15 protein-coding genes are annotated in these 18,853 nt (G+C 71.4%); 9 read left to right on the forward strand and 6 right to left on the reverse strand.

Annotated features, from left to right (window positions below; translation table 11 throughout):
* Positions 1–44: 44 nt before the first annotated feature.
* The 4 genes from Vgi01_RS06665 to Vgi01_RS06680 form a co-directional block, all read right to left on the reverse strand.
* Positions 45–719, reverse strand: coding sequence for a BON domain-containing protein (locus Vgi01_RS06665; protein WP_102659965.1), 675 nt, complete (start codon positions 717–719; stop codon positions 45–47).
* Positions 720–899: 180 nt separating this feature from the next.
* The gene (locus tag Vgi01_RS06670; RefSeq protein ID WP_204290473.1) at positions 900–2,552 is read right to left on the reverse strand and encodes a trypsin-like peptidase domain-containing protein; all 1,653 of its coding nucleotides are present in this window, start codon (positions 2,550–2,552) and stop codon (positions 900–902) included.
* Between the two features lie 62 nt (positions 2,553–2,614).
* On the reverse strand, positions 2,615–4,168 hold the full coding sequence (locus Vgi01_RS06675; RefSeq protein ID WP_102659967.1) for a HAMP domain-containing sensor histidine kinase: 1,554 nt from the start codon (positions 4,166–4,168) through the stop codon (positions 2,615–2,617).
* Positions 4,165–4,866 carry a response regulator transcription factor gene (locus tag Vgi01_RS06680; RefSeq protein ID WP_102659974.1) on the reverse strand — a complete coding sequence of 234 codons (702 nt, stop codon included), beginning with the start codon at positions 4,864–4,866 and terminating at the stop codon, positions 4,165–4,167. Before Vgi01_RS06680 ends, Vgi01_RS06675 begins: the two co-directional genes overlap by 4 nt.
* 185 nt (positions 4,867–5,051) lie before the next feature.
* Between Vgi01_RS06680 and Vgi01_RS06685 the strand changes: the two genes are divergently transcribed.
* From Vgi01_RS06685 to Vgi01_RS06715, 7 genes are all read left to right on the forward strand, one after another.
* On the forward strand, positions 5,052–5,702 hold the full coding sequence (locus Vgi01_RS06685; RefSeq protein ID WP_102659968.1) for a hotdog fold domain-containing protein: 651 nt from the start codon (positions 5,052–5,054) through the stop codon (positions 5,700–5,702).
* A gap of 143 nt (positions 5,703–5,845) precedes the next feature.
* The gene (locus tag Vgi01_RS06690) at positions 5,846–6,781 is read left to right on the forward strand and encodes an ABC transporter ATP-binding protein (RefSeq protein ID WP_102659975.1); all 936 of its coding nucleotides are present in this window, start codon (positions 5,846–5,848) and stop codon (positions 6,779–6,781) included.
* Positions 6,778–7,593, forward strand: coding sequence for an ABC transporter permease (locus tag Vgi01_RS06695; RefSeq protein ID WP_102659969.1), 816 nt, complete (start codon positions 6,778–6,780; stop codon positions 7,591–7,593). The genes Vgi01_RS06690 and Vgi01_RS06695 overlap by 4 nt, the downstream gene beginning before the upstream one ends.
* Before the next feature lie 282 nt (positions 7,594–7,875).
* Positions 7,876–11,664: a multifunctional oxoglutarate decarboxylase/oxoglutarate dehydrogenase thiamine pyrophosphate-binding subunit/dihydrolipoyllysine-residue succinyltransferase subunit gene (locus Vgi01_RS06700; RefSeq protein WP_102659970.1), complete on the forward strand. Its 3,789-nt coding sequence runs from the start codon at positions 7,876–7,878 to the stop codon at positions 11,662–11,664.
* Positions 11,665–11,760: 96 nt separating this feature from the next.
* On the forward strand, positions 11,761–11,940 hold the full coding sequence (locus Vgi01_RS06705) for a DUF6104 family protein (RefSeq protein WP_013735712.1): 180 nt from the start codon (positions 11,761–11,763) through the stop codon (positions 11,938–11,940).
* Positions 11,941–12,007: 67 nt separating this feature from the next.
* Complete coding sequence (gene pta / locus Vgi01_RS06710; RefSeq protein WP_102659971.1) at positions 12,008–14,098, forward strand: phosphate acetyltransferase; 2,091 nt, start codon at positions 12,008–12,010, stop codon at positions 14,096–14,098.
* Complete coding sequence (locus tag Vgi01_RS06715; protein WP_204290474.1) at positions 14,095–15,210, forward strand: acetate/propionate family kinase; 1,116 nt, start codon at positions 14,095–14,097, stop codon at positions 15,208–15,210. Before pta ends, Vgi01_RS06715 begins: the two co-directional genes overlap by 4 nt.
* A gap of 60 nt (positions 15,211–15,270) precedes the next feature.
* Here the strand turns inward: Vgi01_RS06715 and Vgi01_RS06720 are convergent, their stop codons facing one another.
* Positions 15,271–15,441 (reverse strand): hypothetical protein, encoded by a 171-nt coding sequence (locus Vgi01_RS06720; RefSeq protein WP_199180311.1) that lies wholly within the window; start codon positions 15,439–15,441, stop codon positions 15,271–15,273.
* A gap of 124 nt (positions 15,442–15,565) precedes the next feature.
* Between Vgi01_RS06720 and Vgi01_RS06725 the strand changes: the two genes are divergently transcribed.
* On the forward strand, positions 15,566–16,462 hold the full coding sequence (locus Vgi01_RS06725; protein WP_204290522.1) for an alpha/beta hydrolase family protein: 897 nt from the start codon (positions 15,566–15,568) through the stop codon (positions 16,460–16,462).
* Between the two features lie 252 nt (positions 16,463–16,714).
* Entirely contained in the window at positions 16,715–17,713 is a 999-nt protein-coding gene (locus Vgi01_RS06730) for an alpha/beta hydrolase family protein (protein WP_102660703.1), read from the forward strand.
* A 154-nt stretch (positions 17,714–17,867) separates the two neighbouring features.
* Here the strand turns inward: Vgi01_RS06730 and Vgi01_RS06735 are convergent, their stop codons facing one another.
* Positions 17,868–18,830 carry a zinc-binding dehydrogenase gene (locus tag Vgi01_RS06735; protein WP_204290475.1) on the reverse strand — a complete coding sequence of 321 codons (963 nt, stop codon included), beginning with the start codon at positions 18,828–18,830 and terminating at the stop codon, positions 17,868–17,870.
* Positions 18,831–18,853 lie beyond the last annotated feature (23 nt).

The following is an 18,853-nucleotide window of genomic DNA, read 5'->3' on the forward strand; positions in this document are numbered from 1 at the left end:
GGTTTCCCGCCCCCGGGTGGCGGCAAACCGGCTACGACAGGTGCTCAGCCGCCCACCAGCAGCTCGTTGCGTACCGCGCAGACGCCCTCGGCCGACCAGGCCACCCGGTCCGCCTGGTCCCGTTCCCACCAGGAACGCACCACCCCGCTCAGGGTCACCGTGTCGCCATGCACCTCGACAGTCACCCGTTCGGTGCCGATCCCGCGCAGCAGTGCCCGCTGCACGTCGCGGCGGGTCCGGTCGGCGTCCGGGCGGGCGGGAGGCCGGACCTCGACCAGGTTGGTCACCCCGCGTACGCCCCGGATGCGACGTAGCTCCCGTTCGGCGGTACGCCGCTGCCAGCCGAACTCCACCTCGCCGCGCAGCATGATCCAGCCGTTGGCGACGGTGAGGTCCAGCCGCTGTGCCGGCACGAAGCTGTTCCACTCCAGCGCCCGGCCGGCCGCGATGGCCAGCGCGCCGTCGGTGACGGGGACCGGTCCGACCGGGATCACCTCGATGTCGTCGGCGACCGCCCGTACGCCCCGGACGCGCTGCGCGCCGCGTACCGCTGCCCACCTGCGCGCGGCCCCGTCCACCTGGCCGGTCAGGGTCACCACGCCGTCGTGCACGGTGACGCCGATGTCGGTCGAGAGGACCCGCGGGTCCCAGCTGAGTTCGTCGAGGACGTCCCGCTGGATCTGGTCGTCGGTCCGCACGGCGGACGCGGTGGCGGTCATGTCACCCCCATGGCTCTGCGGTCTTCTCCGCCGAGGCTGCCCGCACCCCGGGTGAGCCGGGTTCACCCGGTTCGGGTGAAGGCAGAGATTCGGGTGAGGGCAGAAGAAAGGGCGGCGGGTGCCGCGACCAACCCCCTTGGCCGCGCCACCCGCCGCCCGGTAGGGAGGCAGGTCTGTGACTTATGACGCTTCGGCGAGCGTCACGGTTGCCGTCGACTCGGCACCATTCCGTTGGAAGGTCACCTCGACCTGATCACCGACCTTGCCGGCCTGTACGGCACCGACGAGGTCGTTCGAGTCATTGATCACCTTGTCGCCGAAGCGGGTGATCACGTCACCGCGTTCCAGCCCGGCCCGCTCGGCCGCGCTGCCCGGCGTGACAGCGTTGATCAGCGCCCCGCCTTCGCTGGTGCCGGTCACGCTCACCCCGAGCGACGGGTGACTGATCTTCTCACGTCGCTGAAGCTTGTCTGCAATGTCCTTCGCCTTGTTGCTCGGGATGGCGAAACCGACGCCGATGTTGCCGGTGTTGCCCTGCCCGGCGGTGGCGATCGCGGTGTTGATGCCGATCACCTCGCCGCGGGTGTTGACCAGGGCACCGCCCGAGTTGCCGGGGTTGATCGGCGCGTCGGTCTGGAGCAGCCCGGAGATCGAGCTGACCGCCTGACCGGGCAACCGGTCACCGTTGCCGGCCTGGATGGTGCGGTCCCGGGCGCTGAGGATGCCGGCGGTCACCGAACCCTGGAGGCCGAGCGGGCTGCCCAGGGCGAGCACCTGGTCGCCGACCTGCATCGCGTCGCTGTCGCCGAAGGTGGCGGCCTTGAGGTCGCTCACCCCGTTGGCCTTCAACACCGCCAGGTCGGTACGCGGGTCGGTGCCGATGACGTCGGCCTGGGCGTTGGTGCCGTTGGCGAAGATCACCCGTACGGTGTCACCGCCCCCGGCGATCACGTGGTTGTTGGTCAGCACGTACCCGTCGGCGGTGAGCACCACGCCGGAGCCCTCGCCGCTGCCGGTGGTGATCGACACGACACTGTCCTGCACCGACGCGGCGATGCGCGGCAGATCAGCGCCGTCGATCACGGGAGCGGCGGAGAAGCTGCGGGTGATCGTGCCGCCGTCGCTCAGCGCCAGGGCGAGCGTTCCGCCGGCGATACCGCTGCCGAGCATCAGCGCGAACACCGCGACGCCGGCGCCGACGAACTTGGCGATCCGGCCCGGCCGAGGCCCGGCGATGGACTGCTGCGGTGCCGCCCACGGCGGCAGCTGACCGGGGTATCCAGCCGACTGCGCGCCCGGCTGTCCGGGGTAACCAGCCGACTGCGTACCCGGCTGTCCGGGGTATCCGGGGTGCCCACCCGGCGCGGTCTGCTGCGACGGGCCGGCCCAGCCGGACTGGCCCGGGTACCAGGGCGAAGCCGGATAAGGCGACCCGGGCTGGTACGGCTGCGAGCCGGCCGGACCCCAGGGATGCTGGCCGCCGACCGGCTGTCCCTGCGGCGCGGGCTGACCGGCAGCCTGCGGCGCGGGCTGACCGGGAGCCTGTGCGGGCTGACCGGGGGCCGGGCTGGACGGCTCGGACTGCGGCGGCGGGGGCGAGCCGGCGACGGGCAGGCCCACCATGGTCGGCTCGGCGTCCTGACCGCCGGCGGGAGACGTCTCGACGGCCCGCACCGGGATGGTCGGCGACTCGGCGTTGGAATCGGCACTGCTGCCGGCCACGGGAATGGTCGGGGAGTCGGACCGCGCGTATTCGGCGCGGGGCAGCTCGGGGTGCGACGGCTCGGCGTCGGTGGGGGCCGGCCGGCGCGGGTCGGACTCGTACTCGGTCATGTCCCCACCTTCTCCCATCGCTCTGCGTTCCGCCTTAGCCTGGCCTGAGCGTTCGCTGAAAGTCACTCGGGCTCGCCGTCGATGTCCGGGGCGAGCGGCAGTCGGACCCGGAAGGTAGCACCTCCGCCCGGCGTGTCGGTCACCTCCACGGTCCCCTGGTGCACTGTCACCAGCGCGGCGACGATGGCCAGACCGAGCCCGGTGCCGGTGGTTCCGCCCATCCGCCTGGTCCGCGAGGCGTCCGCCCGGTAGAAGCGCTCGAAGACCCGCTCCGCCTGGTCCGGGGTGAGTCCCGGGCCGGTGTCGGCGACTTCGATCACCGCCAGGTTGCCCGGTTCGGAACGCAGGCGCAGCGTCACGGACGCCTCCGGCGGGGTGTGCCGCAGCGCGTTTGTCATCAGGTTGCCGATCACCTGCCGCAGCCGTGCGTCGTCGCCGCGGACCACCAACGGCCCCGAGCCGGGCGCGATGTCCAGCTCGATCCGCCGATCCGGCGCCATCGCCCGGGCCGCCGCCACCGAGTCGGCGGCCAGCACGGGCAGCTCGACCGGGGCGAGGGAGAGCGGACGCTCGCGGTCCAGCCGGGCCAGCAACAGCAGGTCTTCGACAAGCAGGCCCATCCGGGCGGCCTCGTCCTCGATGCGGCGCAGCAGATCAGCGGTCTGCTCGGGGGCGCGCGCGGCACCCTGCCGGTACAGCTCGGCGAAGCCGCGGATGGTGGTCAGTGGCGTACGCAACTCGTGTGAGGCGTCCGCGACGAACTGCCGCATCCGTTCCTCGGATCGGCGGGCCCGGGCCTCGGAGGCGCGAGCCGCCTCGGCGGCGTCCCGGGCCGCGACCTCGGCCGAGCGGGCGGCGCGTTCTGAGGCGGCACGGGCGGTGAAGGCCATCTCGATCTGGCTGAGCATCGCGTTCAACGCCCGGGAGAGCCGGCCCAGCTCGGAGGTGGGGCAGGGCTGCCCGTGCTCCGGGTCGGGCACCCGGCGGCTGAGGTCACCACCGGCGATGGCGGCGGCGGTGCGTTCGATCTCCACCAGCGGCTTGAGGCTGGTCCGGACGATCGCCGCGCCGATCGAGGCGAGCAGCACCAGCACCGCCCCACCGACCAGTACGTCTATCCAGACCAGCCGGGTGACCGCCCGATCGACGTCGATGAGGTGCTGGGCGATGGCGACCCGTTGCCCGTTGGCCAGTTGGGTGTAGTGGACCCGCCAGCGCACCTCGCTGCCCTGGGCCCGGGCGGTACGGGGCTCACCGGCCAGGTGGTCGAATCCCGCCGCGTCGTCGGGAAAACGGGGCAGGTCGGCGCTGCTGAAACGCCGATCGTCGAAGTAGACCCAGTCGGTCACGCCGGTGCGCGGGTCGGTCGCCGCGAGCAGATAGTCGGTGGGGATCTGGGCGCTGGGCCGTTCCAGGGCCGCCACCTGCTCGATGTTGCGGGCAGCGGTCGCCAGCTCCGAATCCACCTCGCCGACCAGGTAGCTGCGCAGGAAGAAGGTGGTCAACGAACTGATCACCAGCAGCGCGGCGGCGACCAGAGCGAGGACGGCTGCGACCAGTTTGACCCGCAGCGGTACCGCGCGCAGCCGACTCTTGCCCTGCTGGAGCGCGTTCACGCCGCCGGCTTGCGCAGCACGTAGCCGACCCCACGCAGCGTGTGGATCAGCCGGGGCTCGACGTTGTCGACCTTGCGCCGCAGGTACGAGATGTACGACTCGACGATGTTGTCGTCACCCCGGAAGTCGTAGTTCCACACGTGGTCGAGGATCTGCGCCTTGGACAGCACCCGGTTGGCGTTGAGCATCAGGTAGCGCAGCAGCTTGAACTCGGTCGGCGAGAGCTGGACCCGCTGGCCGGCGCGGTAGACCTCGTGGGTCTCCTCGTCCAGTTCGAGGTCGGCGAAGGTGAGCCGGGCCGGTGCCTGCTCACCGGTGCTGGTGCGGCGCAGCACCGCCCGGATCCGGGCGGTCAGCTCCTCCAGGCTGAACGGCTTGGTGACGTAGTCGTCGCCGCCCAGGGTCAGGCCACGGATCTTGTCGTCGGTGGCGTCCCGGGCGGTGAGGAAGACCACCGGCGTACGGGTGCCGCCCTCGCGCATCATCCGGATCACTTCGAACCCGTCGAGATCGGGCAGCATCACGTCGAGCACCACCAGGTCGGGCCGGTGGTCACGGGCCGCGCTGAGCGCCGCGCTGCCGCTGGTGGCGGTGGCCACGTCGAAACCCGCGAAGCGCAGGCTCGCGGAGAGCAGTTCGAGGATGTTGGGGTCGTCCTCGACGACGAGCAGTCGCGCCTCGGTCTGGGTAGCCGCCATGTCGCCCATCATCCGCGTCATCGCTGCGCCCACGCTGGGCGGTACCTGAAAAAAGCCTGTGCACCGTTCAGGCTGCCAGGGACAGCCCTCGCGATCGGTCAATGGCCCACCTCCGCCACCCCGGCGAGGGTCGTGCGAGGCTGCCGGGGTGGCCGACCACCGGCCGGTACGGCGGGAGGAATCCGATGATCATCGAGGCGCGGTTCAACGGGCCGCCCGGCACGGGCAACGGCGGCTGGAGTGCGGGCGTCTTCGCCACGGCGTACGGCGGGCAGCGCCCGGTCGAGGTGACGTTGCGCCGACCGCCACCGCTGGACACCCCGCTGACGTTGACCGACGACCAGGTGCACGACCCGGCCGGGGAGGTGATCGCCCAGCTCCGTCCGGCGGAGGATCTCGACGACGTGGTGCCGCCGGTCGATCCGGCGACCGCACGGGCCGCCTCGGCGGCGTACCCCGGCCTGACGGACCACCCGTTTCCCGGCTGCTACGTCTGCGGGCCGCAGCGCCTCGACGGGCTCCGGATCTTCCCCGGACGGTTGCCCGACGGCCGGACCGCGGCACCGTTCCAGGTGCCCGCGCAGGTGAGCGTCGCCACGGTCTGGGCCGCGCTGGACTGCCCCGGCGGCTGGGCGGTGATCGAGGCCGGTCGACCGTACGTGTTGGGTCGGATCGCGGCCCACGTCGAGGCGCTGCCCCGGCCCGGCGACGAGTGTGTGGTGACCGGCGCGGTGGTGGAAGCCGTGGGGCGTAAGGCGTTGGTGCGCACCAGCCTGTACGGACCGGACGGTGCCCGGCTCGGCCACGCCCGCGCCACCTGGATCGGCCGCCAGTAGGAACGGTCGATCCCGTCGTCCCTGGGGAGGAGGCGACTCCTGCCTGGGGCGGATGGCGATCTCCGGAGTGCGCCCGATTGATTTGGTTGACCGCTACCGTCACGCTGTGCAACGGCGCATCTCGGCGCCACGGGAGGAGAATGATGTCCGACGGGCAGTCACGCCCCACCAATGACGCGCAGATCGTGGTTTCCGGCCTGACCAAGCAGTACCGCAATGTGCTGGCGGTCAACAACCTGTCGTTCACAGTTGCGCCGGGCCGGGTCACCGGCTTCCTCGGGCCGAACGGCGCGGGTAAGACCACTACGTTGCGCATGCTGCTGAACCTGGTCACCCCGACCGCCGGTACCGCGACGATCGGCGGACGCCGGTACCCGGAGTTGACCGAGCCGCTGCGGCACGTCGGTGCGGTGCTGGAGGCGTCCAGCGCGCACAAGGGCCGTACCGGGATCAACCACCTGCGGGTGATCTGCGCCGCGGCCGGGCTGCCCCGGCAGCGGGCCGACGAGGCGCTCGCGCTGGTCGGCCTGACCCCGGCGGCGAAGCGCAAGTTCAAGGGCTACTCACTCGGCATGAAGCAGCGTCTCGGCATCGCCGCGGCGATGCTCGGTGACCCGCGGGTGCTGATCCTCGACGAGCCGGCCAACGGGCTGGACCCGGAGGGCATCCGGTGGATGCGCGGGTTCCTCAAGGCGCTGGCCGCCGAGGGTCGTACGGTGCTGGTCTCCAGCCACCTGCTGTCGGAGATGCAGTTGCTCGCCGACGACGTGGTGATCATCGCGGCGGGTCAGCTGGTCCGGCAGGGTCCGGTCGAGCAGGTCATCGGTTCGATGGCGCAGAGCGTCCGGGTCCGGGTGCGCACCCCGCAGGCGGAGGAGCTGACCAGGGCACTGGCCGAGGGGCCGGCCACGGTGGAGACCGACGAGCACGGCGCGCTGATGATCGGCGGGGTGGACGCCCCGACGGTGGGCCGGGTGGCGTTGACCGCCGGTGTCGAGCTGCACGAGCTGACCACCGAACGACCCGACCTGGAACGCGTGTTCCTGGAGCTGACGGCTGGAAAGGCGGGCATTCGATGAGCAACCTGGTCCGCTCCGAACTGCTCAAGATCCGCACGACCAGCACCTGGTGGTGGCTGGCCATCGGGGCGCTCCTGTCGATCGCGATGGCCTTCCCGCTCAACGCCTGGCTGTTCAACACCACGGTCGACGGCGGCGGCGAGGAGCTGGGGGTCGTCGGCGACGCCGCGTCCGCCCCGGCCCAGGCGGCCAACCTCTACACCTCCGGCCAGTACCTGGGCCTGTTGTTCGTGATGCTGATCGGCATCCTGATGGTCACCAACGAGTTCTTCCACCAGACCGCGACCACGACCTTCCTGGCCACCCCGCGGCGCTCCGCGGTGATCGTCAGCAAGCTGATCGCGGCGAGCCTGCTCGGTTTCGCGTTCTGGCTGGTCACCACGGTGATCGACCTCGGTGCCGGGGCCGCCTTCCTGGCCCTCAACGACCACGGCACCCTGCTCGGCGAGTGGGAGGTCCAACGGGCGCTGCTGCTCAACCTGATGGCGTACGCCATCTGGACCGTGCTCGGCGTCGGCATCGGCACCCTGATCACCAACCAGTTGGGCGCGGTGATCACCGCCTCGGTGCTCTACCTGATCGGCACCCAGGTCATCGGCGTGCTCTTCCTGCTGCTGTCGAGCTGGTTGGACAGCATGGCCGTGCTCAAGTGGCAGGTGATCTGGCCGGCTGCCGCCTCCCAGATCATGATCACGCCGGGCGAGAGCGAGATGTACCCGCCCTGGTGGGTGGGCGCGCTGGTGCTTGTCGGATACGCGCTGGCCAGCGGAATCGTCGGCCTGCTGCTCACCCGGCGGCGCGACATCTCCTGACGGGTCGCGGGTGTGCCCCACCCGCCTCAGCGGTCCCACGATGGGCCTGGTGCACCGGCGAACGGCCGGAGAACCGGGCCCATCAGGCCGTTACCGTCAGCAACTGGACACGCGGCGCCAACTGAACTTCTAGCATCTTCTGTGAATCGGGCCACCCGGCGGAGGCGGAAATGCCTCGGCGATCGGCACGGCGTAGCCTGGGAACCGTCCTCTGCGCCCGTCCCGGCGCCGGCGGACGACCGCGTGACACACAAACCCGCGTGAAAGAGGCGATTACCGGCCGTGTCGACCCAGCAGACTTCGCAGGAGAACCCACTGGCGGGTTTCGGCCCGAACGAGTGGGTCGTCGAGGAGATGTATCAGCGCTACCTCGCCGACCCCAGCAGCGTCGACCCGGCCTGGCACGACTTCTTCGCCGACTACCGGCCCGGGCCGGGTGCGGCCCAGGGCGACGGTGAGGGCGCCGGCCGGTCGACGAGCGCCGCCGAGCCTGCCCGCAAGGAATCGGCCCCGGCCAAGGCCGCGACCACCACCAGGACCGAGCCGGCCAAGAGCGAGTCGGCCGCCAGGACCGAGCCCGCCAAGACCGAGCCGGCCGCCAAGACCGAGTCACGCACCGCGCCGACGAAGGCTGCGCCGGCCAAGGCCCAGCCCCGGACCGAGCCGGCGAAGGCACCGGCCAAGGCCGCCCCGGCGAAGACCGCGCCGACCGCCACCGGCCCGCAGACCACCCCGTTGCGCGGCGTGGCCGCCAAGATCGTCCAGAACATGGACGCCTCGCTGGCCGTGCCGACCGCGACCAGCGTGCGCGCCGTCCCGGCGAAGCTGCTGGTCGACAACCGGATCGTGATCAACAACCACCTGGCCCGGGGCCGCGGTGGCAAGGTCAGCTTCACCCACCTGGTCGGGTACGCGCTGGTCCGGGCGCTGGTCGCGCACCCGGAGATGAACAACTCCTACGCCCAGGTCGACGGCAAGCCGACCATGGTCAGCCCGGAGCACGTCAACCTGGGCATCGCCATCGACCTGGCCAAGCCGGACGGCAGCCGCAACCTGGTGGTCCCCTCCATCAAGGGCTGCGAGCAGATGGACTTCCGGCAGTTCTGGCAGGCGTACGAGGACGTCGTCCGGCGCGCCCGCCGCAACGAGCTGACCATGGACGACTACTCCGGCACCACGATCTCGCTGACCAACCCGGGCGGCATCGGCACCGTGCACTCGATGCCGCGCCTGATGCAGGGCCAGAGCGCGATCATCGGGGTCGGCGCGATGGAGTACCCGGCGCCGTACCAGGGCATGAGCGAGGCCACCCTGGCCGAGCTGGCGGTCAGCAAGGTCATCACGCTGACCAGCACGTACGACCACCGGATCATCCAGGGCGCGCAGTCCGGCGAGTTCCTCAAGGTCATGCACGAGCTGCTCCTCGGCGAGCACGGCTTCTACGACCAGATCTTCACCTCGCTGCGCATCCCGTACGAGCCGGTGCGCTGGATGCGCGACGTCGCGGTCGACAGCGAAGGCCAGATCAACAAGACCGCTCGGGTGCACGAGCTGATCCACTCCTACCGGGTCCGCGGTCACCTGATGGCCGACACCGACCCGCTGGAGTTCAAGATCCGCAAGCACCCGGATCTGGACGTGCTCCAGCACGGGCTGACCCTGTGGGACCTGGACCGCACCTTCCCGGTCAACGGCTTCGCCGGCAAGCAGCGGATGAAGCTGCGCTCGATCCTGGGCGTGCTGCGGGACTCGTACTGCCGGCGGGTCGGCATCGAGTACATGCACATCCAGGACCCGGCCGAGCGCCGCTGGATCCAGGAGCGGGTCGAGCGCAAGTACGAGAAGCCGCCGGCCGACGAGCAGAAGCACGTGCTCAACCGGCTCAACGCGGCCGAGGCCTTCGAGACCTTCCTGCAGACCAAGTACGTCGGCCAGAAGCGCTTCTCGCTGGAGGGCGGCGAGTCGCTGATCCCGCTGCTCGGCGAGATCCTGGAGTCCGCCGCCGAGGGCGGGCTGGACGAGGTCGTCATCGGCATGGCCCACCGGGGCCGGCTCAACGTGCTGGCCAACATCGTCGGCAAGCCGTACGAGAAGATCTTCTCGGAGTTCGAGGGGCACCTGGACCCGCGTTCCACGCAGGGCTCCGGCGACGTGAAGTACCACCTCGGCCAGAGCGGCAAGTTCACCACCCCCGGAGGCGACCACTCGGTCAAGGTCTCGGTGGTGGCGAACCCGTCGCACCTGGAGGCGGTGGACCCGGTGCTGGAGGGCATCGTCCGGGCCAAGCAGGACCGCATCGACCTCAAGCTGGAGGGCTACACCGTGCTGCCGCTGGCGGTGCACGGTGACGCCGCCTTCGCCGGTCAGGGTGTGGTGGCCGAGACGCTCAACCTCTCCCAGCTGCGCGGCTACCGCACCGGCGGAACGGTCCACGTGGTGGTCAACAACCAGGTGGGCTTTACCACCGCGCCGGAGTACAGCCGCTCCAGCCTCTACAGCACCGACGTGGCCCGAATGATCCAGGCGCCGATCTTCCACGTCAACGGCGACGACCCCGAGGCCGTGGTCCGGGTCGCCCGACTGGCCTTCGAGTACCGGCAGACGTTCAACAAGGACGTCGTGATCGACATGGTCTGCTACCGGCGGCGCGGGCACAACGAGGGTGACGACCCCTCGATGTCCAACCCCCAGATGTACAAGATCATTGATTCGAAGCGCTCGGTCCGCAAGCTCTACACCGAGGAGCTGATCGGCCGCGGAGACATCACCGTGGAGGACGCGGAGGAGCTGCTGCGCGACTACCAGTCCCAGCTGGAGCGGGTCTTCAAGGCCACCCGCGACGCGGCCACCGCCCCGCGCCAGCTCAGCCGGCCGCCCCGCGAGGACGAGCCGGAGCCGCAGGTGGACACGGCCACCGACACGTCGGTGATAAAGGCCATCGGTGAGGCGCACGTCAACCTGCCCGAAGGCTTCACGCCGCACAAGCGGATCCAGCAGCTGCTCGACCGGCGGGCCAAGATGGCCGTCGAGGGCAACATCGACTGGGGCTTCGGCGAGATCATCGCCTTCGGTTCCCTGCTGCACGACGGGGTCACCGTCCGGCTGGCCGGGCAGGACTCGCGTCGCGGCACCTTCGTGCAGCGGCACGCCTCCATCGTCGACGCCGAGACCGGCGACGACTACCTGCCGTTGCAGTCGCTCACCGGCGACGGCGAGCGGTCCCGGTTCTTCGTGCACGACTCGCTGCTGTCCGAGTACGCCGCGATGGGCTTCGAGTACGGCTACTCGGTGGAGAACCTCAACGCCCTGGTCTGCTGGGAGGCGCAGTTCGGCGACTTCGTCAACGGCGCCCAGTCGGTGATCGACGAGTTCATCTCCTCCGGTGAGGTGAAGTGGGGTCAGCGCTCCGCGGTGACCCTGCTGCTGCCGCACGGCCACGAGGGACAGGGCCCGGACCACACCTCCGGTCGCCCGGAGCGGTTCCTCCAGCTCTGCGCCGAGGACAACATGCGGGTGGCCATCCCGACCACCCCGGCGAACTACTTCCACCTGCTGCGTCGCCAGGCGTTGTCGCCCAAGCGCAAGCCGCTCGTGGTGTTCACGCCGAAGTCCCTGCTGCGGCACAAGCTCTGCGTCTCCTCGGTGAACGACTTCACCACCGGCACCTTCGCCCCGGTGCTGGCCGACCAGGCCGCTCCGGCGCCGGAGCAGGTCAAGCGGGTGCTGCTCTGCTCGGGCAAGGTCTACTACGACCTGTTCCAGGCCCGGCAGGAGCGCGGCGTCACCGACACCGCGATCATCCGTCTGGAGCAGCTCTACCCGATGCCGGTGGAGGAGATCCGGGCGGCGCTCGCCCAGTACCCGAACGCCGAGGACTTCGCCTGGGTTCAGGAGGAGCCGGCCAACCAGGGCGCCTGGTCGTTCGTGGCGCTCAACCTGCTGGAGCACCTCGACGGCGTACGGCTGCGCCGCATCTCCCGCCCCGCCGCCGCCGCCCCGGCTGTCGGCTCGGCGAAGATGCACGAGGTCGAGCAGGTGGCGCTCCTCGAAGCGGCACTTCCCCGACCCTGACGAGATTCATCCCGGTCCCGTCCCACCCTGCGAGGGTGGGACGGGACCGGCCGACTTTCACCGGTACGACACCGGTGCGGGAAAGCGAGTAGGCGGATGTACTTCACCGACCGGGGCATCGAGGAGCTTGTCGAACGGCGCGGCGAGGAGCAGGTCAGCCTGGAGTGGCTCGGCGAGCGGCTGCGGGACTTCGTCGACCTGAACCCGGAGTTCGAGACGCCGATCGAGCGCTTCGCCACCTGGCTGGCCCGACTCGACGACGAAGACGACGACTGACACACCGTCGGAGGGCCCGACCGCCCGGGTACGAGGACCCGGGCGGGAGCCACCTGGATCTTGTAGCGTGAGTTCCGTGGCCCGAAGCGTGTACCTGACAAGCGTCGGCTCGGGCGGGGGAAAGTCGACCATCGCCCTCGGCCTGGCCGAACTGTTGTCCCGCCAGGTCGGTCAGATCGGCGTGTTCCGTCCCCTGGTCGCGTCGGACCGGCCGGACCCGATCCTCGCCCTGCTCAGCGAGCGGTACCGGGTCGGGCTGCCGGTGGCCGACCTCTCCGGCACCACGTACGCCGAGGCGACCGCACTCGTCGCCGACGGCCGTCGGGAAGAACTGATCACCCGGATCGTCGAACGGTACCGGGAGGTGGAGCGACGGTTCCCGGCCATGGTCGTGGTGGGCAGCGACTTCGCCGACGCCGGTGACGGTGCCGGGCCGCGCGAGCTGGCGTTCAACGCCCGCCTGGCCACCGAGTTCGGCAGTGTCGTGGTGCCCGTGGTCGACGGGTTCGGGCAGCAGCCGGCGGCGATCACCGCGGCCAGCCGCGGGGCGTACCACGACGTGGTCGACCTCGGCGCGACAGTGCTCGCCGTGCTCGCCAACCGGGTGCCGGGCAGCATGCGGCTGCCCCGGCTGCCGGTGCCCGCGTACGCGATTCCCGAGGTGCCAAGCGTCTCTGCGCCGACGGTGGCCGAGGTGGCGGCGGCGCTCGGCGCCACCCGACTGGCCGGCGACGACACCGCGCTCGCCCGCGACGTGCTCGACTACGTGGTCGGCGCGGCGCACGTGCCGACCGTGCTGGAACACCTGACCGAGGGCGCTCTGCTGATCATGCCGGGTGACCGCGACGATCTTCTGGTCGCCGCGAGCGCGGCGCACGTGGCCGGTCAGGTGTCGCTGGCCGGGCTGGTGCTCACCCTCGGCGTGGCCCCCGATCCCCGGGCGATGCAGCTGGTGGAGGCGCTCAACGCCCGCCTCGCGGTGCTCTCGGTGCCCACCGACAGCTTCCACACGGTGGCCGCGTCGAGCCGCATCGAGGGCCGACCCAGCGCCGCGAACCCGCGCAAGGTGGAGGCCGCGCTCGGTGCCTTCGAGGCGCACGTGGACACCACCGAGCTGGCCAGCCGGTTGCGGGTCAGCCGCTCCACCCGGGTCACCCCGCTGATGTTCGAGTACGACCTGATCGACCGGGCGCGCAGTCGCCGCCGACACGTGGTCCTGCCCGAGGGGACCGACGAGCGGATCCTGCGCGCCACGGAGATCCTGCTGCGGCGCGGGGTGGCCGACCTGACCCTGCTCGGCCGCCCCGACGAGGTCGCCCGTCGCGCCCGCGAGGTGGGCGTGGACATCGGCACGGCACGGGTGGTGGATCCGGCCGACAGCCAGTGGCGCGACGAGTTCGCCGAGGCGTACGCGAAGCTGCGCGCCCATCGGGGCGTCACCGTGGAGTTGGCGTACGACATCGTGGCCCAGCCGAACTACTTCGGCACCATGATGGTGTGGGCCGGCTACGCCGACGGCATGGTCTCCGGCGCCACCCACACCACGGCGGCGACCATCCGGCCCGCGTTCGAGATCGTGAAGACCATGCCGGACGTCTCCGTCGCCTCCAGCGTCTTCTTCATGCTGCTGGCCGACCGGGTGCTGGTCTACGGCGACTGCGCGGTCAACCGCGACCCGGACGCCGCCCAGCTCGCCGACATCGCGATCTCGTCGGCCGACACGGCGGCCCGGTTCGGCCTCGAACCCCGGGTGGCGATGTTGTCGTACTCGACAGGCAGTTCCGGCGCGGGTGCCGACGTGGAGAAGGTCGCGGAGGCCACCGCGCTGGTCCGCGAGCGCCGGCCCGACCTGGCCGTGGAGGGACCGATCCAGTACGACGCCGCGATCGACCCGGCCGTGGCGGCGACGAAGCTGCCCGAGAGCACGGTCGCCGGCCGGGCCACCGTCTTCATCTTCCCGGACCTCAACACCGGCAACAACACGTACAAGGCGGTGCAGCGCTCGGCCGGGGCGGTGGCCGTCGGGCCGGTGATGCAGGGTCTGCGCCGGCCGGTGAACGATCTCTCCCGAGGGGCTACCGTGCCGGACATCGTGAACACCGTGGCGATCACCGCCATCCAGGCCGCCACGCTTACCGACAACGGGGCGCCGTCGTGAGCAAGGTGCTGGTGCTCAACTGCGGGTCGTCGTCGGTCAAATACCGGCTGTACGACGACGACGAGATCCTTACCAAGGGCACCGTCGAACGGGTCGGCGAGCCGGACGGCGGCCCACCCGACCATGCCGCCGCGGTCCGGCAGATCCTGGCCGGGCTGGACCTGAGTGGGCTCACCGTCGTCGGGCACCGGGTGGTGCACGGCGGGCGGCGCTTCACCGCCCCGGCGCTTGTGGACGACGCGGTGCTGGCCGCCATCGCCGACCTGGTGCCGTTGGCCCCGCTGCACAATCCGGCGAACCTCGCCGGCATCGAGATGGCGCGCGCGGCACTGCCGCAGGTGCCGCAGGTCGCCGTCTTCGACACGGCGTTCCACCACACGCTGCCCGAGTCCGCCGCCACCTACGCGATCGACCGTGACACCGCGCAGCGGTACGGCGTACGCCGGTACGGCTTCCACGGCACCTCGCACTCGTACGTCTCCCGGCGCACCGCCGAACTGCTGGACCGCCCGTACGCCGAGGTCAACACGATCAGCCTGCACCTGGGCAACGGGGCCAGCGCGTGCGCGATCGCCGGCGGGCGCAGCGTCGCCACCTCGATGGGCATGTCCCCGCTGGAAGGTCTGGTGATGGGCACCCGCAGCGGCGACCTGGATCCGACAATCGTGTTCCACCTGCGCCGGGAGGGTGGCCTGGGGGTCGACGAGATCGACGACCTGCTCAACCACCGCAGCGGCCTGCTCGGGTTGACCGGCGTCAACGACATGCGCGAGGTGCTGGCCCGACGGGCGGACGGAGACGAGGCGGCAGCGCTCGCCTTCGACGTCTACTGCCGCCGGATCACCGGCTATGTCGGGGCGTACTACGCGCTGCTCGGGCGGGTGGACGCGGTCACCTTCACCGCTGGCGTCGGTGAACACGCCGCCCCGGTACGGGCCGCCGCACTGGCCGGACTCACCCGACTGGGCATCACCGTCGACGCGCAACGCAACACCGGCAGCGGTGACCGCATCATCTCGCCGGACGGTGCCGAGGTCGCGGTCTGCGTGATCGGCACCGACGAGGAGCGGGAAATCGCCCGAGCGGCCCGCGCAGTCGTCGGCGCCGCCTGACCCGCACCCGGTCGCGTTGGTCACCGGCCGCGTCCTTAGAAGGACGCGGCGGCCTGCGGGTCAGCTGAGGGCGATCCAGGCGGCGACGGCGAGCAGCAGCACCGCGAGCACGGCCACCCCGACGATCAGGCCGGTGCGGGAGGACGACTCGGCCGGTGTGTCGGCGGTGTTGGCGGCAAAGGCGCGAAATGCCTGGGTGTTGCCGCTGGGGTCGGTGTAGTTCTCAGCCATGCCGGAACCTTAGCGAAGCCGGACCGGTCGGACGGCCCTGGCCGGTCGGCCGAACGGCTCGCGTACGGCACCGGGCAACCGGACCCAGGCGGGTGTTCGCGGGATCTACCGTGATGTCGTGGGCATGATCAGACGGCGATTCGCCGCGTCGGCGGTGGCCTTGCTGCTGGCGTGGCTGACAGGTTGCGCCTCCCCCGGTGACCCGCCCGGACAGCCGGCACCGAGCGGCGCTGCCCCACAGGTGCCGTACGCGGTCGGCGTCCGGACGTTCGTCGTCGACCCCGACTCGGCACGGCCGCTGCCGGTGACCCTCTGGTACCCGACCCAGGGCACCCGGATCGCCGAGGGACGGTTCCCGGTGGTGCTCTACAGCCACGGCCTGGCCAGCCTGCCCGAACTGCACGCCGGCCTGACCGCCCGGTGGGCCGCCGCCGGTTTCGTGGTGGCCGCCCCGGCGTACCCGCACACCCGGCGAGGTGCCGCCGCGTTCTCCCGTGCCGACGTACGCCACCAGCCCGCCGACGGATGGCGGGTGATCCGGCACCTGGTCCGGCTAGACCGCCGGCCCGCCGATCCGCTCGCCGGCCACCTCGACGTGCAGCGGATCGCCGCGGCCGGCCACTCAGCGGGTGGCTTCACCACCTCGGGCATGTTCACCAGCGGCCGCCCCGCCCGGTTGCGTGCCGGCATCGTGATCGCCGGTGGCGGGATGGCGGGCGGTTTCGCGGAGCCACCCGCACCGATGCTCTTCGTGCACGGTACCGCCGACCCCGTGGTACCCCTCAGCGTCGGCCGTGCCGCCTACCGCCGTACGACCGGACCGTCCAGCTTCCTGAGCCTGCTCGGCCAGGGACACGGCGAGTACCTCATCCCCGGCCGTCCCGGCTTCACCCAGGTCCTCGGTGCCACCACCGACTTCCTCCGCTGGACCCTCTACGGCGACCAACAGGCCGCCCGCCGCCTCCCCACCCACGCCCATCCCCCCACCATCACCACCCTGGAAACCCGCCACCCCTCCTAACCCCACCCCGGCCCTCACCGCGCCCACCCTCACCCCGCCCGCCCGCCCCCGCGCCCGCCCGCCCCCGCCCCGCGATCTTGCACTTTGCGTCGCCGCATAGCGCACGAAAGGTGCGTACCGGCGACCAGAAGTGCAAGATCGCGCCACGAGGAGCGGGGCGCGCGGCGGGGGCGGGGTGTGGGGAGGGGGTGGGAGGAGAGGGTGGGGGTGGGAGGGGAGGGTGGGGGTGGGAGGGGAGGCAGAATCGGGGGCATGGTGCGTCGTGGGGTTTCGGTTCTGCTTGTGGGTGCACTGGTTGCGGCTGGGGTGGTGGGGTGCTCCGCTGATCCCGAGTCGGCCCCGCGGGCAGGCACGACAGCCACGAGTGCCACGGACACGCCGACGGCCACGGCAGCGCCCTCGGCCAGCGCGTCGGCTCCGGCGATCCCTGCCGGTAACGCGCCGGCTGACAGCTTCGCCGTCGGCGTACGACAGCTGAAGCGCAACCGGGACGGCGACCGGCCGCTTCCGATCACCGTCTGGTACCCGGCGGCGGGCCGGGCGGGTGGGAAGCCGACGGAGTCGGCTCGGGCGGCCGACGGGCGGTTCCCGGTGATCATGTTCAGCCACGGGCTGGGCGGTCAGCCCAAGGACTACCAGGCGCTGCTGACCCGTTGGGCGGCGGCCGGTTTCGTGGTGGCCGCGCCGATGTTCCCGCACACCTCCGGGTCGGGCCAGCCCAACGTGCTCGACGTGCTCAACCAGCCGGCCGATGTGTCGTACGCGCTGAGCCAGGTGCTCGCCCTGGACACCCGCGACGGCGACGTGCTGCGCGGCCGGTTGGCCACCGACCGGGTGGCTGCCGCGGGGCATTCCGCGGGCGGGGTGACCACGATCGGGCTGTTCACCACCAGGCGGGACGAGCGGCTGGCCGCCGGGATCGTCTTCGCCGGCACCGCGCTGGGGGTCGGCACCGCCTTCGCGGGTGCGGCGGCACCGCAGCTGTTCGTGCACGGTGAGGCGGACGAGGTGGTCGAGTACGCGGCGGGCAAGGCGGTGTACGACAAGGTGCCCTGGCCGAAGGCGATGCTGAGCCTGCCCAACGGCGACCACGGTCGTGCCCTGCTGGGCAACAGCACCTCGCTACGGGTCGTCGCCGACACCACCACCGAGTTCCTGCGCTGGACGCTCTACGGCGACGCCGACGCGAAGGAGCGCATCGCCAGAGCCGCCGCCCGCGACGACGTCGCCACCCTCGACAACCACCTGTGACCGGAGGGCGGACCCCCGCCTGACCACCGAACACCGCACAGCAGCACACCGGCCCGCACCAGCAGGCCACCAGACCGACACTCCAGCACACCGGCACGCACGGGCACGCCGGCCCGCACAGGAACGCCAGGACGCCAGGACGCACCAGTCGGAGTCACGCTCCGTGGTCGATGACGATTTTGCCGAACACCTCTCCGGAGTGCAGGCGGGCGAAGGCGTCGGCGACCCGGCTGAACGGCACCACGCTGTCCACCACCGGCCGCACGTTCCGCTCGGCGCAGAAGGCGAGCAGGTCGGCCAGGTCGGCGGGGGTGCCCATGGAGGTGCCCAGGATCTCCAGCTGCATGGCGAAGACCCGGCGCAGGTTGACCTTCGGCTCGTGGCCGGCGGTCGCGCCGCAGACGACGATCCGCGCCCCGGGGGCGGCGGACTTGAGCGAGTGGTCGAAGGTGGCCGCCCCGACGGTTTCCACCACCACGTCGACCCGTTCGGGCAGTCGCGCACCCGGCTCGAAGGCCGTCGCACCCAGCTCGGCGATCCGCTCCCGTTTGGCCGCGTCGCGGCTGGTCGCGTACACCCGTTTGCCCATCGCGGCGGCGAGCGCGACCGCCGCGGTAGCCACGCCGCCCCCGGCGCCCTGGACCAGCACGGCCTCGGCCTCGTCGACGCGGCCCTTGGTGGTGAGCATCCGCCACGCGGTCAGCCAGGCCGTCGGCAGGCACGCCGCGTCGGTCGCCGCCAGCCCCGCCGGCAGCGGCAGCAGATTCGACCGGGGTACGGCCACCCGCTCGGCGAGGGTGCCCGGGAAGTGCTCGGAGAGGATGGAGATGCCGCGCGGGTCACCGGGGGTCGGCACGATCGGGTACACGACCATCTCGTTGCCATCCGGGTCGATGCCCACCGCGTCGCAGCCGAGGATCATCGGTAGCTGTTCGGCGCGCAACCCGACGCCGCGCAACGACCACAGGTCGTGGTGGTTGAGCGAGCTGGCCGTGACGCGCAGGGTCACCCAGCTGTCGTCGGGCAGGCTCGGCTCGGGCTGCTCACCGACGGTGAGCGCGGCGAGCGGGTCGGCGTCGTCGAATCGGGAGGCGAAGGCGGCACGCATGATCCGCACGGTAACAAGCTGAGCGCCCGTTA

The sequence above is a fragment of the Micromonospora gifhornensis genome (genome assembly GCF_016863515.1).
Taxonomy (GTDB): Bacteria; Actinomycetota; Actinomycetes; order Mycobacteriales; family Micromonosporaceae; genus Micromonospora; species Micromonospora gifhornensis.

Bases quoted from the DNA above. Each gene is read 5' to 3' on its own strand.
- Vgi01_RS06680 (WP_102659974.1), bottom strand. From the start codon at position 4,866: ATGGCGGCTACCCAGACCGAGGCGCGACTGCTCGTCGTCGAGGACGAC.
- Vgi01_RS06670 (WP_204290473.1), bottom strand. From the start codon at position 2,552: ATGACCGAGTACGAGTCCGACCCGCGCCGGCCGGCCCCCACCGACGCC.
- Vgi01_RS06725 (WP_204290522.1), top strand. From the start codon at position 15,566: ATGATCAGACGGCGATTCGCCGCGTCGGCGGTGGCCTTGCTGCTGGCG.
- Vgi01_RS06690 (WP_102659975.1), top strand. From the start codon at position 5,846: ATGTCCGACGGGCAGTCACGCCCCACCAATGACGCGCAGATCGTGGTT.
- Vgi01_RS06720 (WP_199180311.1), bottom strand. From the start codon at position 15,441: ATGGCTGAGAACTACACCGACCCCAGCGGCAACACCCAGGCATTTCGC.
- Vgi01_RS06695 (WP_102659969.1), top strand. From the start codon at position 6,778: ATGAGCAACCTGGTCCGCTCCGAACTGCTCAAGATCCGCACGACCAGC.
- Vgi01_RS06665 (WP_102659965.1), bottom strand. From the start codon at position 719: ATGACCGCCACCGCGTCCGCCGTGCGGACCGACGACCAGATCCAGCGG.
- Vgi01_RS06705 (WP_013735712.1), top strand. From the start codon at position 11,761: ATGTACTTCACCGACCGGGGCATCGAGGAGCTTGTCGAACGGCGCGGC.
- Vgi01_RS06730 (WP_102660703.1), top strand. From the start codon at position 16,715: ATGGTGCGTCGTGGGGTTTCGGTTCTGCTTGTGGGTGCACTGGTTGCG.
- Vgi01_RS06685 (WP_102659968.1), top strand. From the start codon at position 5,052: ATGATCATCGAGGCGCGGTTCAACGGGCCGCCCGGCACGGGCAACGGC.